The sequence below is a fragment of the Kitasatospora aureofaciens genome, assembly GCF_001188955.3.
GTDB classification, from domain to species: domain Bacteria; phylum Actinomycetota; class Actinomycetes; order Streptomycetales; family Streptomycetaceae; genus Kitasatospora; species Kitasatospora aureofaciens.
Genome location: NZ_JPRF03000065.1, coordinates 147942 through 162546, shown reverse-complemented (window position 1 = coordinate 162546; position 14605 = coordinate 147942). Strand labels below are relative to the sequence as shown.

The window sequence follows — 14605 nt, the reverse complement described above, 5'->3', positions numbered from 1 at the left end:
GGGGGTGAGGCTGTCCTGCTCCCCGCGCGTCGCGGCGCTCCGCGCCTATCGCCAAGCCGGTTCTCGTGCACGACCGCCACGTACCCCTCGATCCGGCGGACCTGTGGCACGGATTCACCACCCGGACCGGCCGGCCGCTCGAGCCCCGGAACCTCAGCCGGTCCTTCGGAGCGGACCGGTGCAGACACCGGTCTGCCGCGCATCCGCCTCCACGACACGCGGCACGGCTGCGCGACCATCCTGTTCGCCGCCGGCGTCGCCCCGCGGGTGGTGATGGAGATCCTGGGGCACTCCCAGATCGCCGTGACCATGAACGTCTACACGCACGTCTCGGAGGAGACGCAACGCGAGGCCCTCGGGCACATGGACCGCTTGCTCAAGAGGCGCCGCAAGACCGACTGACATCAGCGGTTGCCGTCAATCAGTGCAGTCAAAAGGCCCGCAGCGTGATCGCTGCGGGCCTTTTGTGCTGGTGGGCGCGGACGGTTTCGAACCGCCGACATCTGCTTTGTAAGAGCAGCGCTCTACCACTGAGCTACGCGCCCCCGGTCGTGGCCCGGTGGGCGCACGACGAGAGCTTAGGGTACCTGGTCCGGAGGGGTGGTGTGGTGTGGGGCGGGCCCCGGGGTGCCGCCGGGTGGGGCGGATCGGGGAGAATGGCGCTGGATCAGCGGGTCGAGCAGGGAGCGCGCAGTGGCGGTGGCCGGCGGGAGCGGGCAGCGGGGGCGGCGTCGGGCGGGGAGTGCGCTGGGCGATGCGCTGGTGTTGCCGGTGGTGCTGGCGGGTGCGTTGGGGGCTGTGGGGCTGGCGTCGGCGGGCAGTGGCGGCTGGTGGGGTCGACGCGGGGCCGGGGAGGGCGTGCGGGCGGAGGCCCAGGAGGCCCGGGCCGCGGCGCAGGAGGCGTTCTACGAGCTGGACGAGACGCAGCGCGAGGTGCAGCTCGCGGTGGAGACCGTCCGGGCCGGCGAGGAGGGCGCGGGGGCGCAGCGGCTGCTGGCCGAGTTGCCGGCGATCTCCGGCCGGGTCGAGCAGGTCACGGTGAACTACCTGGCCGCCCTCGACGCCCATGACCTGGACAACGAGGCCCTGGACGCCGGTTCCGCCGCCCAGGCGCGGCGCCTGCTGGAAGACGTGAAGGGCCAGCTGCGCTCCGCCCGCGCGGAGCTGACCGACTTCCTGCGTCGCCTCCAGCCCACCGTCCAGCACGCCGAGCAGCAGCTGATGCGGGTCGCCCCGGCCGTCGAGCAGGCCAAGCGCGCGCTGTTGCAGGCCACCACCACGCTGGACGAGGTCCGCGGCGCCGGGTTGCGGGCCGACGAGCCGGCGGCCCGGCTGGCCGAGCTGGCGCCCGAGTTGGGGCGGCTGAACGAGGGCGCGGCCCGGCACGGCGTGGCCGCCACGCTGCAGCGGGCCGAGGACGTGAGGCGGCGGGCGGAGGCGATCAGCGCGGACGCCGCCCAGCTGCCCGAGCGGGCCCGCGAGCTCGACCGGCGGGTGTCGAGCCTGCGGACCAGGATCCAGGCGCTGGAGACCAAGGCGGCGACCGTCGACCCGGCGCTGAGCGAGCTGCGCCGCCGGTTCAGCACCGCCTGCTGGCAGGACCTCCAGCCGGTGCCGGAGCAGGTCGCCGAGGCCGGCCGGGCCGCGGAGCGCAAGCTCGCCGAGGCCGCCCGGGCCCGGGACGAGCAGCGCTGGGCGGACGCCACGGCCGCGATCGGTACGGTCCGCGCGCTGCTGGACACCGCGGACGGCTCGGTCCAGGCGGTGAACGACCGGCTGCGGCAGCTGAACGAGGTGCAGCACGACCCGAACCGGGAGGTCGAGCGGGCCCGCTTCGCCGTGCGGGACGCCCAGCGCCTGGCGATGGCGGGCCGCAGCGCGCCGGACCCGCGGCACGCCGCGCCGCTGGACGAGGCGGTGGCCCGCCTGGACCGGGCGGTGGCGACGCTCCAGGCGGCCGGCCGGCACCCCGACTACTGGTACTTCCTGACCGAGCTGGCGGCGGTGCGGGAGACGGCGGCGCGGGTGATCGGCCTGATCCGTGGAGACCTGGGCCAGCACCGCTGAGCGAGGTCGGTACCCTGCCGGTATGCCACGCTACGACTTCCGCTGCCGCTCCTGCGGAGCCACCTTCGAGCTCAGCCGCCCGATGGCGCAGGCCAATGACCCCGCCGCCTGCCCGCAGGGCCACCAGGACACCGTGAAGCTGCTGTCCACCGTCGCCGTGACCGGAGCCGCTGCGGGCGGCACGGCTGGCGGCGCGCCGCAGCAGCAGGCCCCGGGCGGGGGCGGGTGCTGCGGCGGCGGGTGCTGCGGCTAGGACCGGAACAGATTCCCGGGCCAGGGCCGGGCAGGCCCTGGCCGACCGCGGCGGCTAGCCGGCCGCAGCGGCCGCGTGGAACCGACGGACGATCTCCTCCCCCGCCGCCACCCCCACCTCCGCGAGGGCGGTGACGCCGGGGGCCGTCCATCCGCAGTCGGCCAGTTCGCCGTGCCCGGGGTGCCATGCGGCGTCGGCGGCGAGCAGCAGGTCGGCGTCCAGCAGCGAGTCCCCGGCCGCCAGCACGGTGCCCGCGCCGCTGCGGTGGAGGACCTCGGCCAGCGCCGCGCTCTTGCACAGCGGCTGCGGCACGGCGTAAACCTTGCGGCCCTGCAGCGAGACCCGCCAGCCGTGTTCGGCGCACCAGCCGGTCAGTTCGGCCAGCCATCCGTCGGGCAGCCGGTCGCGCTCGACGACCAGGTAGGCGAACAGCTCGTCGGCGACCCGCCGCTTGCGGGTCCACTCCGGGTCGGCGCGGAGCGCGAGCTGCCGGACGACCTCCTCCGTCGGCGCCGAGCCGGCCGCGATCCGGGCCGTGATCTCGCGGCGCCAGTCCGGGTCCGGCTCGCCGTGCACCAGCAGCTGTCCGCCGTTCGCGCAGATCGCGTAAGCCGGCTGCGGGCCGGGCAGGTTGACCCGCCGGTACTGCTCGACGGTCCTGGTGGTGGCGGGCACGAAGCCGGCCGTGCGGCCCAGCTCGGTCAGCAGCGCGGCCGCCCGCTCGGTCAGGTAGGACAGCGGCCGCCCGTCCAGCACCTCGACGCAGAGCAGCCGCGGGGCCGCCCGGTCGGGGCCGTCCAGGGCCAGCGCCCGCTCGGAGTAGATCAGCGTACGGTCGAGATCGCTGGCCACCAGCGCACCGCTCATCAGGACTCCCTCCCCCGCACGGCCAGCCCGCCGGCCCCCGTCGCGCCCCGACTGTAGCGGGGGTGGACGAGGCCCACGCAGCTGTACGGCAGCCCGTCCACCTCCTCGACCGGGACTCCGCGCTGCGCGGCGAGAAGGCGTACGTGGTCGAGGTCGGCACCGGCGCCGCGTCGGGCCAGCACCCGCCAGGGGACGCGTCGCAGCAGCACCCGGGTGGTCTCGCCGACCCCGGGCTTCACCAGGTTGACGTCGTCGATCCCGTACTCGGCGCTGATCCGCTCGACGGCGGCCCAGCCGGCCCAGTCGGGGGCGCGGTCCGGGTCGGTGGCCAGCCGCTCGGCGCCTTCGACCGCGGCCGCGCGGACGTCGCCGAAGCACGCGGCCACCGTGGACAGGAAGGCCTCCGACACGTCGCCGCCGGCCAGTTCGGCGTAGTGCTTGGCCCCGTGGAAGTCGTCCGGCCCGATCAGCCCGGCGCGCAGCACGGTGCGCGAAACCAGCCCGGAGACCGTGGAGTTGAGGCAGGCGGAGGGGATCAGGAAGTCGTCCCGGGTGCCGTGGGTGCGCACGCAGCGGCCGGGGTCGGCGAGCACCGCGAGGTCCGGGTCGAAGCCGGTGCCGGCCAGGGCGTCGGCGAGTTCGCGGGTGATCGCACCCTTGCCGGTCCAGCCGTCCACGAACACCACGTCCGCTGCCCGGTGGTGGGCCGCCAGGTAGCGCAGGGCGACCCGGTCGATGCCCCGGCCGCGCACGATCGACACCGCGTAGTGCGGTACGTCCAGGCCGTGGGCGAAGGCCAGCCAGCGGCGCACCAGGATGCCGACCGGCGTCCCGGCCCGGGCCAGCGAGGCCAGCACCAGTCCGGGGCCGCGCTCGCGCAGCAGCGTCTCGGCGACGGTGCCGACGGCGAGCGCGATCCGGCCGGCGGAGCCGCGCAGCGCCCGGTGGAACAGCTCCTGGTACTCGGGGCTGGGGCGGTACTCGACCGGCAGCGACTCGGCGTAGTGCGCGCCGCCGTTCTGGACGGCCTCCTCACGCTCCTCGGTGGGGGCCTCCAGCCGGACGCCGGAGAGGTCCTTGAGCAGCCAGGCCACGTCCTCCGGGCGGTACGAGGAGAACGCCGGGCCGTACAGCGGGCTGGGCAGCGGGCCGGACGGCGAGCTGGACAGCGGGCCGGACGGCGAGCTGAGCAGCGGGCCGGACGGGGCAGCCGGCTGGTGCGACGGCAGTACCGCGAGGACCACCCGGCCGGTGACCTGCCGCAGCTGGCGCAGCAGCGCGTACTCCCCCCGGTACAGGGCCGGGGTGTCGGCCACGTCGTCCACCACCAGCACCACGGCGTCGAAGCGGCGGGCCCCGTCGGCGCCGGGGGCGACGTTGTAGACGTAGCGCTCGCGCGGGGCGCCGTCCTGCGGGTCGTCGTGGGCGGGGAAGGCCAGCCGGGTGCGAATGGCGTAGCCGGGGTCGTCCACGGCGAGGACGGGCGAGCGGGTGGTGGTGGAGTAGCGGACGCGGTCGCCGCCGAGCCGCTGGCCGAGCGCCTCGGCCAGCCGCAGCGGCGCGTACATCAGCTCCTCGAAGCCGAGCACCAGCACCCGCTCCGCCGCGCCGGACTGAGCCTGCGCACCGTCCAGGGCCGTCGCCAACTGCTCGGCCAACGACGGCAGTACGGCGTCCAGCCGCTCGCGGTCGCGGGCGGTGAAGCCGTGCCGGCCGCCGTCCGGCAGCCCGGCGGGCCAGTCCAGTTCGACCCGGACCAGCGGGGCGGGGTCGACGGCCGGGGGCGGGGCGGTCGGGGGCACCGCGGCGATCAGCCGCTCGGCCCGCGCCACGATGTCCTCGGGCAGGTCGACGCCGCCGCTCGCGGTGGCCACCACGTCGAGCCGGGCGCCGAGTTCGGCGGCGGCCGCGGCGAGCCGGCGCCGGTCCTCGGCCGGGCGCAGGTCGACCAGGGCGACCAGCACGTAGTGGTCGCGCGGGTGGCGGCCGTGCAGTTCGCGGATGGTGTTGAGGACGGTCCGCCCGGTCGACAGCTCGTCGTCCACCAGCACCAACGGGCCACCGCCGGCCAGCAGTTCGGGGTCGGCGGGGAGCAGCAGGTGCCCGGTGGCGTGCGAGTGTTCCTCCTCGAAGCCACCGAGCGGGGGGATCCCGGGGACGGCGCGGCGGGTGGAGTGCAGGTAGGGCGCGTCGAGGCCGTCGGCGACGCTGTGGCCGAGGCCGGTGGCCGTCTCCGCGTAGCCCAGCACGACGGCCCGCCCGGCCGCCTCGTCGCCGAGCAGTTCCTTGACCCGGCGGCCGAGTTCGAGCCCGGCGCCGTGCACCACGGCGGGCCGCTGCGGGACGTGCTTGCCGAGCACGCTGGAGACCAGCAGGTGGGCGCGCCTGGGGTTGCCGGAGCGCAGGGCCAGGCCGACGAGTTCGGGCAGGCGCTCCGATCCGGTCAGCGCCACCCCGGCCCGCTCGGCGACCCAGCGCCCGGTCCACGTGGTCTGCTGAATACTGCTCGTCACTGCTGGTCCCGCCTTCGATGGTGCTGATCAGGTCGTGCGTGTCGGTCAGAGGTCAGTCGGTCAGAGGTCAGTCGGTCAGAGGCCAGTCGGACGCCGGTCGGTCGGAGGCCGGTCGGGGCTCGGTCGCTCAGGGGTCGGTCAGCCGCACAGACAGGCCGACAGGAGCTCCGCGAAGCTCACGTCCTCGCGGGCGACCCCGAAGACCTCCGCCCGCAGCAGCACCCGCTCCGCCCAGGCGCGGTGCGGCCGGGCCTCGTTCATCTTGTTCGTGTACGCCGAGCGCAGTACCCCGCCGCCGTCCTGCTCCTGCCGGAGGATGTCGCGGGCGTCGCAGTACTCCTCGTGCGTGACCACGGAGAGCGCGTGCACCGCGGGGACGTGGCTGGGATGGATGCAGGTCTTGCCCAACAGACCGTTGGTGCGGTCGAGTTCGACCTCGCGGATGAGCCCGTCCAGGTCGTGCTCGATGATCCGGCGGCGGACCTCCTCACCGGAGGCCCGGGCCGTCCCGGCGCTCGCCGCGAACGGGGTGCGGCGCAGCTGCGGCTTGAACATCCGCTCCTGCACCGGGAAGTACTCCCAGACCGGTCCGGTCACGGTGTACCCGGTGCCGTCCGCCCGGCCGAGCACGTTGACCACGTCCCCGATCACCGCCGCGACCAGCGCCACGTCGTACGCGGTGAGGTCGGGCGAGCGCCGCAGCCCGTAGGCGGAGCACAGGTCGGTGACGCCGAGCCGGACGGCGAGCACCCGTTCACGGTGGGCGGCGAGCAGCTCGGCGATGCCGAAGAGCTGCTCGCGCCTGGTCTCCAGGTGGGCGAGTTCGGGCGATTCCAGGACGGGCATGGCGAACAGCCGCCGCCCGGTGGCGGCCTCGGCGGCGGCGAGGGCGGCCAGGTAGGCACCGCCGTCCTCGGCCGTGAACTTGGGCAGCACGAAGCCGCTCAGCAGCCCGACGGCGGGGCCGAGTCGTTCGGCCAGGTCGAGGATCTGCGCGGCGGTGCGAACCCTGATGAAGAGAAGTGGATGATCCTGTGTGCAGTCGGTGAAATCACTGACCAGGTCGGCGATCTGTTCGACCAGGTTCCGCTCGCCCGCGTCCACCTCGTGGTCGGCGATCGCGTCCTCCAGGCAGAGCACCATCGAAACCACGCCCCGAGCAGCCAGTTTGCGGATGTCGGCGGCCAGTGCGGGCCTGGTGGCGGGGCTGTAGAGGGTGCCGCCGAGGGCGGTGGCGAGTACCGCGGGCTCGCTCTGCGCGGTGAACGTCCGCGGCTGCTCCAGGAACAGCCGGGCGCGGACGTCGTCGGCGAGGTGGCCGAAATGGCGCAAGGTGGTCTCCTCGGGGATGGACGGCCTCCGGCCCGCGGTTTCACCTGGACGCACCGCCGGCGGACTCCCTTCCGCCGACCCTGCGGGGGCCTGTTCGAACGCCCATCGTACGGACGGATTCCGGCCGTTCCCCACGCCGGGGCACTGAACTCCCGGAACATCGGGCGCCCTCGGCGCCCAGGGGGACGATCATCCGACGGTCGTGGGACCGCGCGCGGCAAACCTCGGCCAACCGCAAGTCTTGGCAAAGTCCGCCCCCGCTGAGGCGCTCCGGGTCACGTTGTCCGAAGCGGTGGCGAACAGGCAGGATGGTCCGCTATGACGCACGTGATGGCCAAGGGCGCCAACATCGCACTGCCGGCGGCGGCGGTCCGCGCCGTGCTGCGCTGGAGCGCCACGCCCGGTGCGCCGGACGTGGACGCGTCCGCGCTGCTGCTCGGCGCCAACGGCAAGGTCCGTTCGGACGCCGACTTCGTCTTCTACAACCAGCCGCGGCACCCCTCCGGGCTGGTGCGACACCTGCCCAAGCAGCACACCTCCGGCGGTGCCGAGATCATCGACACGGTCGAGGTCGAGCTCGCCAAGCTGCCCGTCGAGGTGGACCGGGTGGTGCTGGCCGGCTCCTCCGAGGGCGGCCCGTTCCGCGCCGTCCCCGGGCTGCGGCTGCTGCTGTTCGACGCCGCGAGCGGCGAGGGCGCGGTGCCGCTCGCCGAGTTCGCGATCGAGGACGCCGAGAGCGTCACCGCGCTCGTCGCGGCCGAGCTCTACCGGCGCAACGGCAGCTGGAAGCTCCGGGCGATCGGCCAGGGCTACACCTCCGGCCTGATCGGCCTGGCCACCGACTTCGGCATCACCGTCGACGACGAGGCGGAGGAGGCCGCGGCGGCTGCGGCCCCGGCGCCCGCGTCCACCTCCGGCCCCACCGGCGCCGTCGACCCGCGCGCCACCCCGCTGCGCGACCCCCGCTCGGAGGCCCGCCCTGACGCCCGGCCCGAGCCCGGCACCTTCACCCTGAGCCCGGCCGTCCCGCACCCCCAGTCCCACCCCCAGCCGCCGGCGCAGCCCACGACCGCCCCGGCCCCGGCCAACACCGGCGCCGCCGCCGCGACCGGCCCGACGACCCCGCCGCCCGCCGCTCCGCCGACCCCTCCCCCGCCGCCCACCACCCCGCCGACCATGACGCCCCCGCCGGTGGCCCCGCCCACCGCGCCCCCGAACGTCCCGCCGGCCCCGCCCGCCCCGCCGACCCCCCACCCGGGCGGCTACGGCTACCCCCAGCAGCAGCCGGGCACGGGGTACGGCTACCCGCAGCAGCAGCCATCGACCGGTTACGGCTACCCTCAGCCCGCCCAGCCGTACCCGCCGCAGCCCCAGCCGGGCGCCGGCTACGGCTACCCCCAGCCGAACCCGCCCATTCCCTCGCAGCAGCACCCCGGCAGCTACGGCTACCCGCCCCAGCAGCTGCCCGGCACCGGCCAGCAGCCGCCCGTCCCGCCGCAACCCTCCGTTTCGGCCCAGGCCCCGGCTCAAGCTCCGGCCCCGGCCCCGGCCCCGGCCAGCGAGGAGTTCGCACTGCCCCCGCAGGGCCCGCAGTTCCAGCCCCACTGAGCCAGCCACCCCGACGGGGCCGCCGCAGCACCACAACGGCCCCGCCGGAGCTCAGTCCGCGCGCCCCGGCTGCTGCCCCTTGTACCCGCGCTGCCACTGCATCCCGAAGCCGTACAGCCGGTCGATGTCCGCCTGGAACCCGTTGACGTACCGCACCTCACGGCGCACCATCAGCTGGTTGTCCCCGGCGTTCTCGATCAGCACCACCGCGCAGGAGCGCGCCGCCCGGGCCCGCTCGTCCAGCTTGATCTCGATCCGCGGCCCGCTCTGCGGGACGATCGTTATCACCGCGTGGGTCTGCTCGAAGGCCGGGGTGCCGTCGTAGATGTAGACGAAGATCAGCAGCCGCTTGAACTTCTCCTTCTTCTCCAGGTTGACGTACATCGTCTCGCCGGACGGCGCCCCGTACTGGTCGTCGCCGCTGAGCTTGATGTACGGCGGTTCGCGCAGGTCGCCGAAGAGTTCGCCGAGCGGCTGCACCACGCCCCGGGTGCCGTCGGAGAGTTCGTACATGCAGGCCAGGTCGAGGTCGACGTTCACCTGCTCGTTGCCCCCCGGTGAGTCCGGCTCCAGCGGGCTCAGGATCCGCGGGCTGAAGAAGCGCTTGACGGTGTCCCGGGTGCTCGGCCGTGTCGCGCCCGAGCGCATGGTCCAGTGCAGGTTGACGTAGAGGTAGCCGGTGGTGGCCGCCGAGCCGGTGAGCGCGTGCTGCGGCGCCGACTTGGTGAGCGTGACCTTGTGCTGGGCACCCGGATTGTCGAAGGTGTAGCTCCTGTCCCCGCGCAGGTACTCCCAGATCGAGACCATCCAGTCCTCTCCCCCTGCCACCGTCGGACGAACTGACGAACCGACGACCGATCCGCCGGTCCATGATCGGGCATCGGCCCGGGCGACGGATACCCGGACCTCCCCTTTCCTTACCCCGTACGGCCGTTCACGTCCATCCGTGACGCGAACCGGTGAGTCGATTGGCCCGGGGAAGCCGCCCTCCCGTAACATGCCGCCCCTTCGGACGCGATATCGTCTTGCCGCACAGGTGTCCCGTCCGCCCCCGCGCGGGCGCGGTGGGCACACCGTGCGGTGACGAACGGCCCGTCAGGCGGTTCCCGCTCGGCGGGCCCTGACCGCCTGTGTCGCACTGTGAACCTGTCCCCTGCGGAAACCCGAGGCCCGACCCGCAATGAACCTGACCTCCATACAGCTGGTCTGGACCGTCATCGGCGGCGCAGCCCTGCTGTTCGTCTCCGTCCTGTTGGCGACGCTGCGATTCAAGAACTCGAAGAAGGACGAGTCCGCCGACTCCTGGGAGCGCAGCGAGGACCGCCGCCGCCGCAAGGAGATGATCTACGGCATCTCCTCGTACACCCTGCTGTTCTGCTGCGCCGGTGTCGCGGCCGCGCTGTCGTTCCACGGCCTGGTGGGCTTCGGCATCGAGAACCTCGGCCTGTCCAACGGCTGGGAGTACCTCGTCCCGTTCGGTCTGGACGGCGCCGCGATGTTCTGTTCGGTGCTCGCCGTCCGCGAGGCCAGCCACGGTGACGCCGCGCTCGGTTCCCGCCTGCTGGTCTGGGTGTTCGCGATCGCCTCGGCCTGGTTCAACTGGGTGCACGCCCCGCGCGGTCTGGGCCACGCCGGCGCCCCGCAGTTCTTCTCCGGCATGTCGATCTCGGCGGCGATCCTGTTCGACCGGGCGCTGAAGCAGACCCGCAAGGCCGCGCTGCGCGAGCAGGGCCTGGTGCCGCGTCCGCTGCCGCAGATCCGCATCGTCCGCTGGCTGCGCGCCCCGCGCGAGACCTACGCGGCCTGGTCGCTGATGCTGCTGGAGAACGTCCGCAGCCTGGACGAAGCGGTGGAGGAGGTGCGCGAGGAGCGCCAGGCGAAGATGGACGCCAAGGTGCGCGCCCGTTCCGCCGACCGCCGCGAGCGGGCCGAGCTGAAGGCCATCTCCCGCCAGGGCGGCATGCTCGCCCGGGCCCGCGGCGGGCGTCAGGTGCCCGCGCTCACGGCTGCCGGAGACGGCCCGAGCGCTACGGAGCCTGCCCTAGCCGCCGGGAGCGACCGCGCCACCCCGATCGGCCAGGACCCGTTCGCCCCGATGACCGCGCGCAGCTCGTCCGCCTCGACGAGCCCGCTGGAGCCGACCGCCCTGGACGCCGGCCGCCCCCGCGCCGCCGTGGGTTCGTCCTACTCCTTCTCCTCCTCCGCGAGCGGCTCGACCAGCGGCTCCACGAGCGGCTCGGCCTCGTCCTCCCACCGCTCGACGATCGACCTGACGGTCGACGACGACACCCTGTCGATGCCCAAGCTGGACTCGCTGGAGCGCAAGCTGCGCGCGATCGAGCAGCAGCTGGGCTGACCCGGCACCGCAGAACGAAGCGCGACGGCCGCCCCGGGAGACCCCGGAGGCGGCCGTCGCGTTTCGCCGTGGCCCGGCGCGGGTTACTGCCCGCTGCCGACCAGTTCCTTCTCGTCCTCCGGGGCCTCGCGCCGGTTGCGCATCATCGAGGAGGCCAGGGCCAGTCCGATGAAGGCGACACCGATCAGGCCGGTGACGATCTCCGGGATGTGGTACTTGATCCCGACCAGCAGGATCACCGCCAGCGCGCCGATCGCGTAGTGGGCGCCGTGCTCCAGGTAGACGTAGTCGTCCAGGGTGCCCTTGCGGACCAGGAAGACGGTCAGCGAGCGGATGTACATCGCGCCGATGCCGAGGCCCAGGGTGATCTGGAAGATGTCGTTGGAGATCGCGAAGGCACCGACCACGCCGTCGAAGGAGAACGAGGCGTCCAGCACCTCCAGGTAGAGGAACAGGAAGAAGGCGGCCTTGCCGGCCACCTGGACGACCGACTTGCCGGACTTCTCCGCCTCCTCCTCGCGCTCGGCCTCCTCCTCCAGGCCCGATTCGAAGATGGAGGAGAGGCCGCTGACCGCGAGGTAGGTGATCAGGCCGAGCACACCGGCCAGCAGAACGGTTTCAGCGTGCTCCGCCGCGAAGAAGCGCGAGGCGAGCACCAGCGCGACCAGGGCGACGACGCTGGAGAGGGCGTCCAGCTTGCCGACCTTCTCCAGCGGGCGCTCCAGCCAGCCCAGCCAGTTGTGCTCCTTCTCGTCGAACACGAAGTCCAGGAAGATCATGAGCAGGAAGACGCCGCCGAAGGCCGCGATGGCCGGGTTGGCCGCCTCCAGGTACTGGCCGTAGGTCAGGCCGTCGTGGGTCTTGTCGGAGTGCAGGGCGAGGTCGATGACCGTCGCCGGATTGAGCTTCGCGGTGAGGCCCACGACCAGCAGCGGGAAGACCAGCCGCATCCCGAAGACGGCGATCAGCACACCGACCGTCAGGAAGATCTTCTGCCAGTACGGGTTCATCCGCTTCAACACCGTGGCGTTGACCACTGCGTTGTCGAAGGACAGGGAGATCTCCAGGATGGAGAGGATCAGCACGATGCCGAAGCCTTGGGCTCCCCAGAGCAGTCCGGCCGCGATCAGGCCTACTGCGGTGATCGCGAACGACCAGCCGAATGTGCGGAGGAACACGGGAGTTGGCTACCTTTCGGGTTCTGGCCGTGCCGGGGGCGGCCTGGTCCCGAGACGCCCGACCGGGCCGGGCCCGGTCAGGTCACCCCCGCACTGCCCTCTGTTCTCATGATCGTTGATCGTTGATCGTCGATCGGGTGCGATAAGTCCGATTTACACCCTCACTGTACGTTGACGCCGAAGTCGAGCGCGATCCCGCGCAGGCCGGAGGCGTAGCCCTGGCCCACCGCGCGGAACTTCCACTCACCCGCGTACCGGTACAGCTCGCCGAAGATCATCGCGGTCTCGTTGGACGCGTCCTCGGACAGGTCGTAGCGCGCGATCTCCTGGCCGTCGACGGAGTTGACGACCCGGATGTAGGCGTTGCGGACCTGCCCGAAGTTCTGCAGCCGGGCCTCGGCCTCGTAGATCGAGACCGCGAAGACCACCTTGTCCGCCTGGGCCGGAACCAGCTCCAGGTTGACCAGGACCAGCTCGTCGTCACCCGTGTCGTCGCCGCCCACGAGGTTGTCGCCCTGGTGCTCCACCGAGCCCTCGGGGCTCTTGAGGTTGTTGTAGAAGACGAAGTACTCGTCACCGAGCACCCGTCCGCCACCACAGATCAGGGCGCTCGCGTCGAGGTCGAACGGTGCGCCCGTGGTCGAACGGGCGGACCAGCCGAGGCCGATCTGGACCTGCGTCAGGTTCGGCGCGGCCTTGGTGAGCGAGACGTTCCCGCCCTTGGCGAGCGTGACCACCATGGTGTTCTTCCTCCCTTGCTTCTCCCGGGGCGCCTTACAGGTGTAGTCCCCCGCGGCCCCGGCCGGCCCGCTTCGGCCGGCTGAACTTCCTGAACTCACATACTCGCAGCGCAACAAACCCCGACGAAGTCGGGGCGGCCCCGGACCGCTGGGGTCCGGGGCCGCCCCGGGGGATCCGGCGCAAAACCCTTGCGCCGCAGGGGGACTCAGACGTTGACGCCGAAGTCCTGGGCGATGCCGCGCAGGCCGGAGGCGTAGCCCTGGCCGATGGCGCGGAACTTCCACTCACCGCCGTTGCGGTACAGCTCGCCGAAGACCATCGCGGTCTCGGTGGAGGCGTCCTCGGAGAGGTCGTAGCGCGCCAGCTCCGCGTTGTTCTCCTGGTTCACCACGCGGATGAACGCGTTGCGCACCTGGCCGAAGTTCTGGCCCCGGTTCTCGGCGTCGTAGATCGACACCGGGAAGACGATCTTCTGCACGTCCGCCGGGACGCCGGCCAGGTTGACCTTGATCGCCTCGTCGTCGCCCTCGCCCTCACCCGTCCGGTTGTCACCGGTGTGCTCCACGGAGCCGTCCGGGCTCTTCAGGTTGTTGAAGAACACGAAGTTGCCGTCCGAACCGACCTTGCCCTGCTCGTTGCAGAGCAGCGCGCTGGCGTCCAGGTCGAAGTCCGTCCCGGTGGTGGTCCGGACGTCCCAGCCCAGGCCGACCACGACGGCCTGGAGCCCGGGGGCCTCCTTGGTGAGCGAGACGTTTCCGCCCTTGCTGAGGCTGACTCCCACTTGTCCTCCAAGAATCAGGAGGCACCGGCCGGTGCCCCCGGTGGTGCGGTTCGAGGCGCCGACCGCCGAAAACGGACGTACGCCCCACTCCGCCAACGGCCCGAGCGTAGTACCGGGTTCCCGCACGCACGGCCGAACGGGCGACGCGGACGCGTCGCGCGGGCCGTACGGGGCCGGTCGGCGGGCCGCACGCAGCGGGCGCACGGACCGGACGCGCGTCGGGCCGGACGGCCCTCAGAGGCCGGCCAGGACCTTCAGGTACTCCTGCTCGTCCCGCGCGTCCGGGAGGCCGTTCACGACGCTCCAGCGCACCGTCCCGGCCCTGTCGATCACGAAGGTGCCGCGCAGCGGGCAGCCCTTCTCCTCGTCCAGGACGCCGTACGCGCGGGCGACCTCGCCGTGCGGCCAGAAGTCGGCCAGCAGCGGGAACTCCAGGCCCTCCCGGTCGGCGAACACGCGCTGGCCGAACTGCGAGTCGCAGGAGACGCCGAGCACCTGGACGTCGTCGTTCTGCAGCCCGGCCAGCTCACGCTGGATCGCGCCCAGCTCGCCGGTGCACACGCCGGTGAAGGCGAACGGGTAGAAGACCAGGACGACGTGCTTGCGGCCGCGGAAGTCGGCCAGCCGGACGGTCTCCCCGTGCTGGGTGCGGAGCTCGAAGTCCGGAGCCGGGGTGCCGACCTCGATGGCCATGAGCGGGACCTTTCTGATCTGACGCGAGCGGGCCGCGCGACGGGCGCGGCAGGCGCCATCCTCGCATCCGTTCACCCGCGTTCCGCCGAACGGATGACCCGCTCCGCCGGGAGGCCCGTCCTTCCGCCCTGAGCGAACGCGCGAGCGGGGCCGTGGAAACGCGCCCCGGGGACGCGCCCCGGGAAACGCACCCGGGGGAAACGCGCTCCGGGAACC

At 73.0% G+C, this 14605-nt stretch carries 12 protein-coding genes, 1 tRNA gene and 1 pseudogene; 5 read left to right on the top strand and 9 right to left on the bottom strand.

Annotated features, from left to right (window positions below):
• Positions 1–113: 113 nt before the first annotated feature.
• Positions 114–402 (top strand): annotated as a pseudogene (locus HS99_RS33835) (tyrosine-type recombinase/integrase); the annotation flags it as partial.
• A gap of 68 nt (positions 403–470) precedes the next feature.
• Here HS99_RS33835 and HS99_RS33830 read toward each other — a convergent pair.
• Positions 471–545: transfer RNA gene (locus HS99_RS33830), tRNA-Val, on the bottom strand.
• Positions 546–858: 313 nt separating this feature from the next.
• On the opposite strand from HS99_RS33830, the gene HS99_RS33825 reads away from it, so the two are divergent.
• Together HS99_RS33825 and HS99_RS33820 are read left to right on the top strand one after the other, a co-directional pair.
• Positions 859–2067, top strand: a complete 1209-nt coding sequence (locus HS99_RS33825; protein WP_232543031.1) for a coiled-coil domain-containing protein — start codon at positions 859–861, stop codon at positions 2065–2067.
• A 22-nt stretch (positions 2068–2089) separates the two neighbouring features.
• The gene (locus tag HS99_RS33820; protein ID WP_030288775.1) at positions 2090–2320 is read left to right on the top strand and encodes an FmdB family zinc ribbon protein; all 231 of its coding nucleotides are present in this window, start codon (positions 2090–2092) and stop codon (positions 2318–2320) included.
• Between the two features lie 54 nt (positions 2321–2374).
• Here the strand turns inward: HS99_RS33820 and HS99_RS33815 are convergent, their stop codons facing one another.
• The 3 genes from HS99_RS33815 to HS99_RS33805 all read right to left on the bottom strand — a co-directional run bounded on the left by HS99_RS33815 (position 2375) and on the right by HS99_RS33805 (position 7032).
• Positions 2375–3187, bottom strand: a complete 813-nt coding sequence (locus tag HS99_RS33815; RefSeq protein WP_030288777.1) for a hypothetical protein — start codon at positions 3185–3187, stop codon at positions 2375–2377.
• Complete coding sequence (locus tag HS99_RS33810) at positions 3187–5700, bottom strand: phosphoribosyltransferase (RefSeq protein WP_030288780.1); 2514 nt, start codon at positions 5698–5700, stop codon at positions 3187–3189. The genes HS99_RS33815 and HS99_RS33810 overlap by 1 nt, the downstream gene beginning before the upstream one ends.
• 138 nt (positions 5701–5838) lie before the next feature.
• Positions 5839–7032 (bottom strand): HpcH/HpaI aldolase/citrate lyase family protein, encoded by a 1194-nt coding sequence (locus HS99_RS33805; protein WP_030555509.1) that lies wholly within the window; start codon positions 7030–7032, stop codon positions 5839–5841.
• Between the two features lie 318 nt (positions 7033–7350).
• Here HS99_RS33805 and HS99_RS33800 point away from each other — a divergent pair, with 318 nt between their 5' ends.
• Positions 7351–8640, top strand: a complete 1290-nt coding sequence (locus HS99_RS33800; protein WP_063737967.1) for a TerD family protein — start codon at positions 7351–7353, stop codon at positions 8638–8640.
• 51 nt (positions 8641–8691) lie between these two features.
• Here HS99_RS33800 and HS99_RS33795 read toward each other — a convergent pair whose 3' ends face one another.
• Entirely contained in the window at positions 8692–9447 is a 756-nt protein-coding gene (locus HS99_RS33795) for a Tellurium resistance (protein ID WP_030287527.1), read from the bottom strand.
• A 373-nt stretch (positions 9448–9820) separates the two neighbouring features.
• On the opposite strand from HS99_RS33795, the gene HS99_RS33790 reads away from it, so the two are divergent.
• Entirely contained in the window at positions 9821–10996 is a 1176-nt protein-coding gene (locus HS99_RS33790; protein ID WP_030287529.1) for a DUF2637 domain-containing protein, read from the top strand.
• A gap of 83 nt (positions 10997–11079) precedes the next feature.
• Here HS99_RS33790 and HS99_RS33785 read toward each other — a convergent pair whose 3' ends face one another.
• The 4 genes from HS99_RS33785 to HS99_RS33770 all read right to left on the bottom strand — a co-directional run bounded on the left by HS99_RS33785 (position 11080) and on the right by HS99_RS33770 (position 14389).
• The gene (locus HS99_RS33785; RefSeq protein ID WP_030287531.1) at positions 11080–12174 is read right to left on the bottom strand and encodes a DUF475 domain-containing protein; all 1095 of its coding nucleotides are present in this window, start codon (positions 12172–12174) and stop codon (positions 11080–11082) included.
• Positions 12175–12335: 161 nt separating this feature from the next.
• On the bottom strand, positions 12336–12914 hold the full coding sequence (locus tag HS99_RS33780; protein WP_030287533.1) for a TerD family protein: 579 nt from the start codon (positions 12912–12914) through the stop codon (positions 12336–12338).
• Positions 12915–13120: 206 nt separating this feature from the next.
• Positions 13121–13696, bottom strand: coding sequence for a TerD family protein (locus HS99_RS33775; RefSeq protein WP_030287535.1), 576 nt, complete (start codon positions 13694–13696; stop codon positions 13121–13123).
• 234 nt (positions 13697–13930) lie between these two features.
• The gene (locus tag HS99_RS33770) at positions 13931–14389 is read right to left on the bottom strand and encodes a peroxiredoxin (RefSeq protein WP_030287537.1); all 459 of its coding nucleotides are present in this window, start codon (positions 14387–14389) and stop codon (positions 13931–13933) included.
• Between the last annotated feature and the right edge of the window lie 216 nt (positions 14390–14605).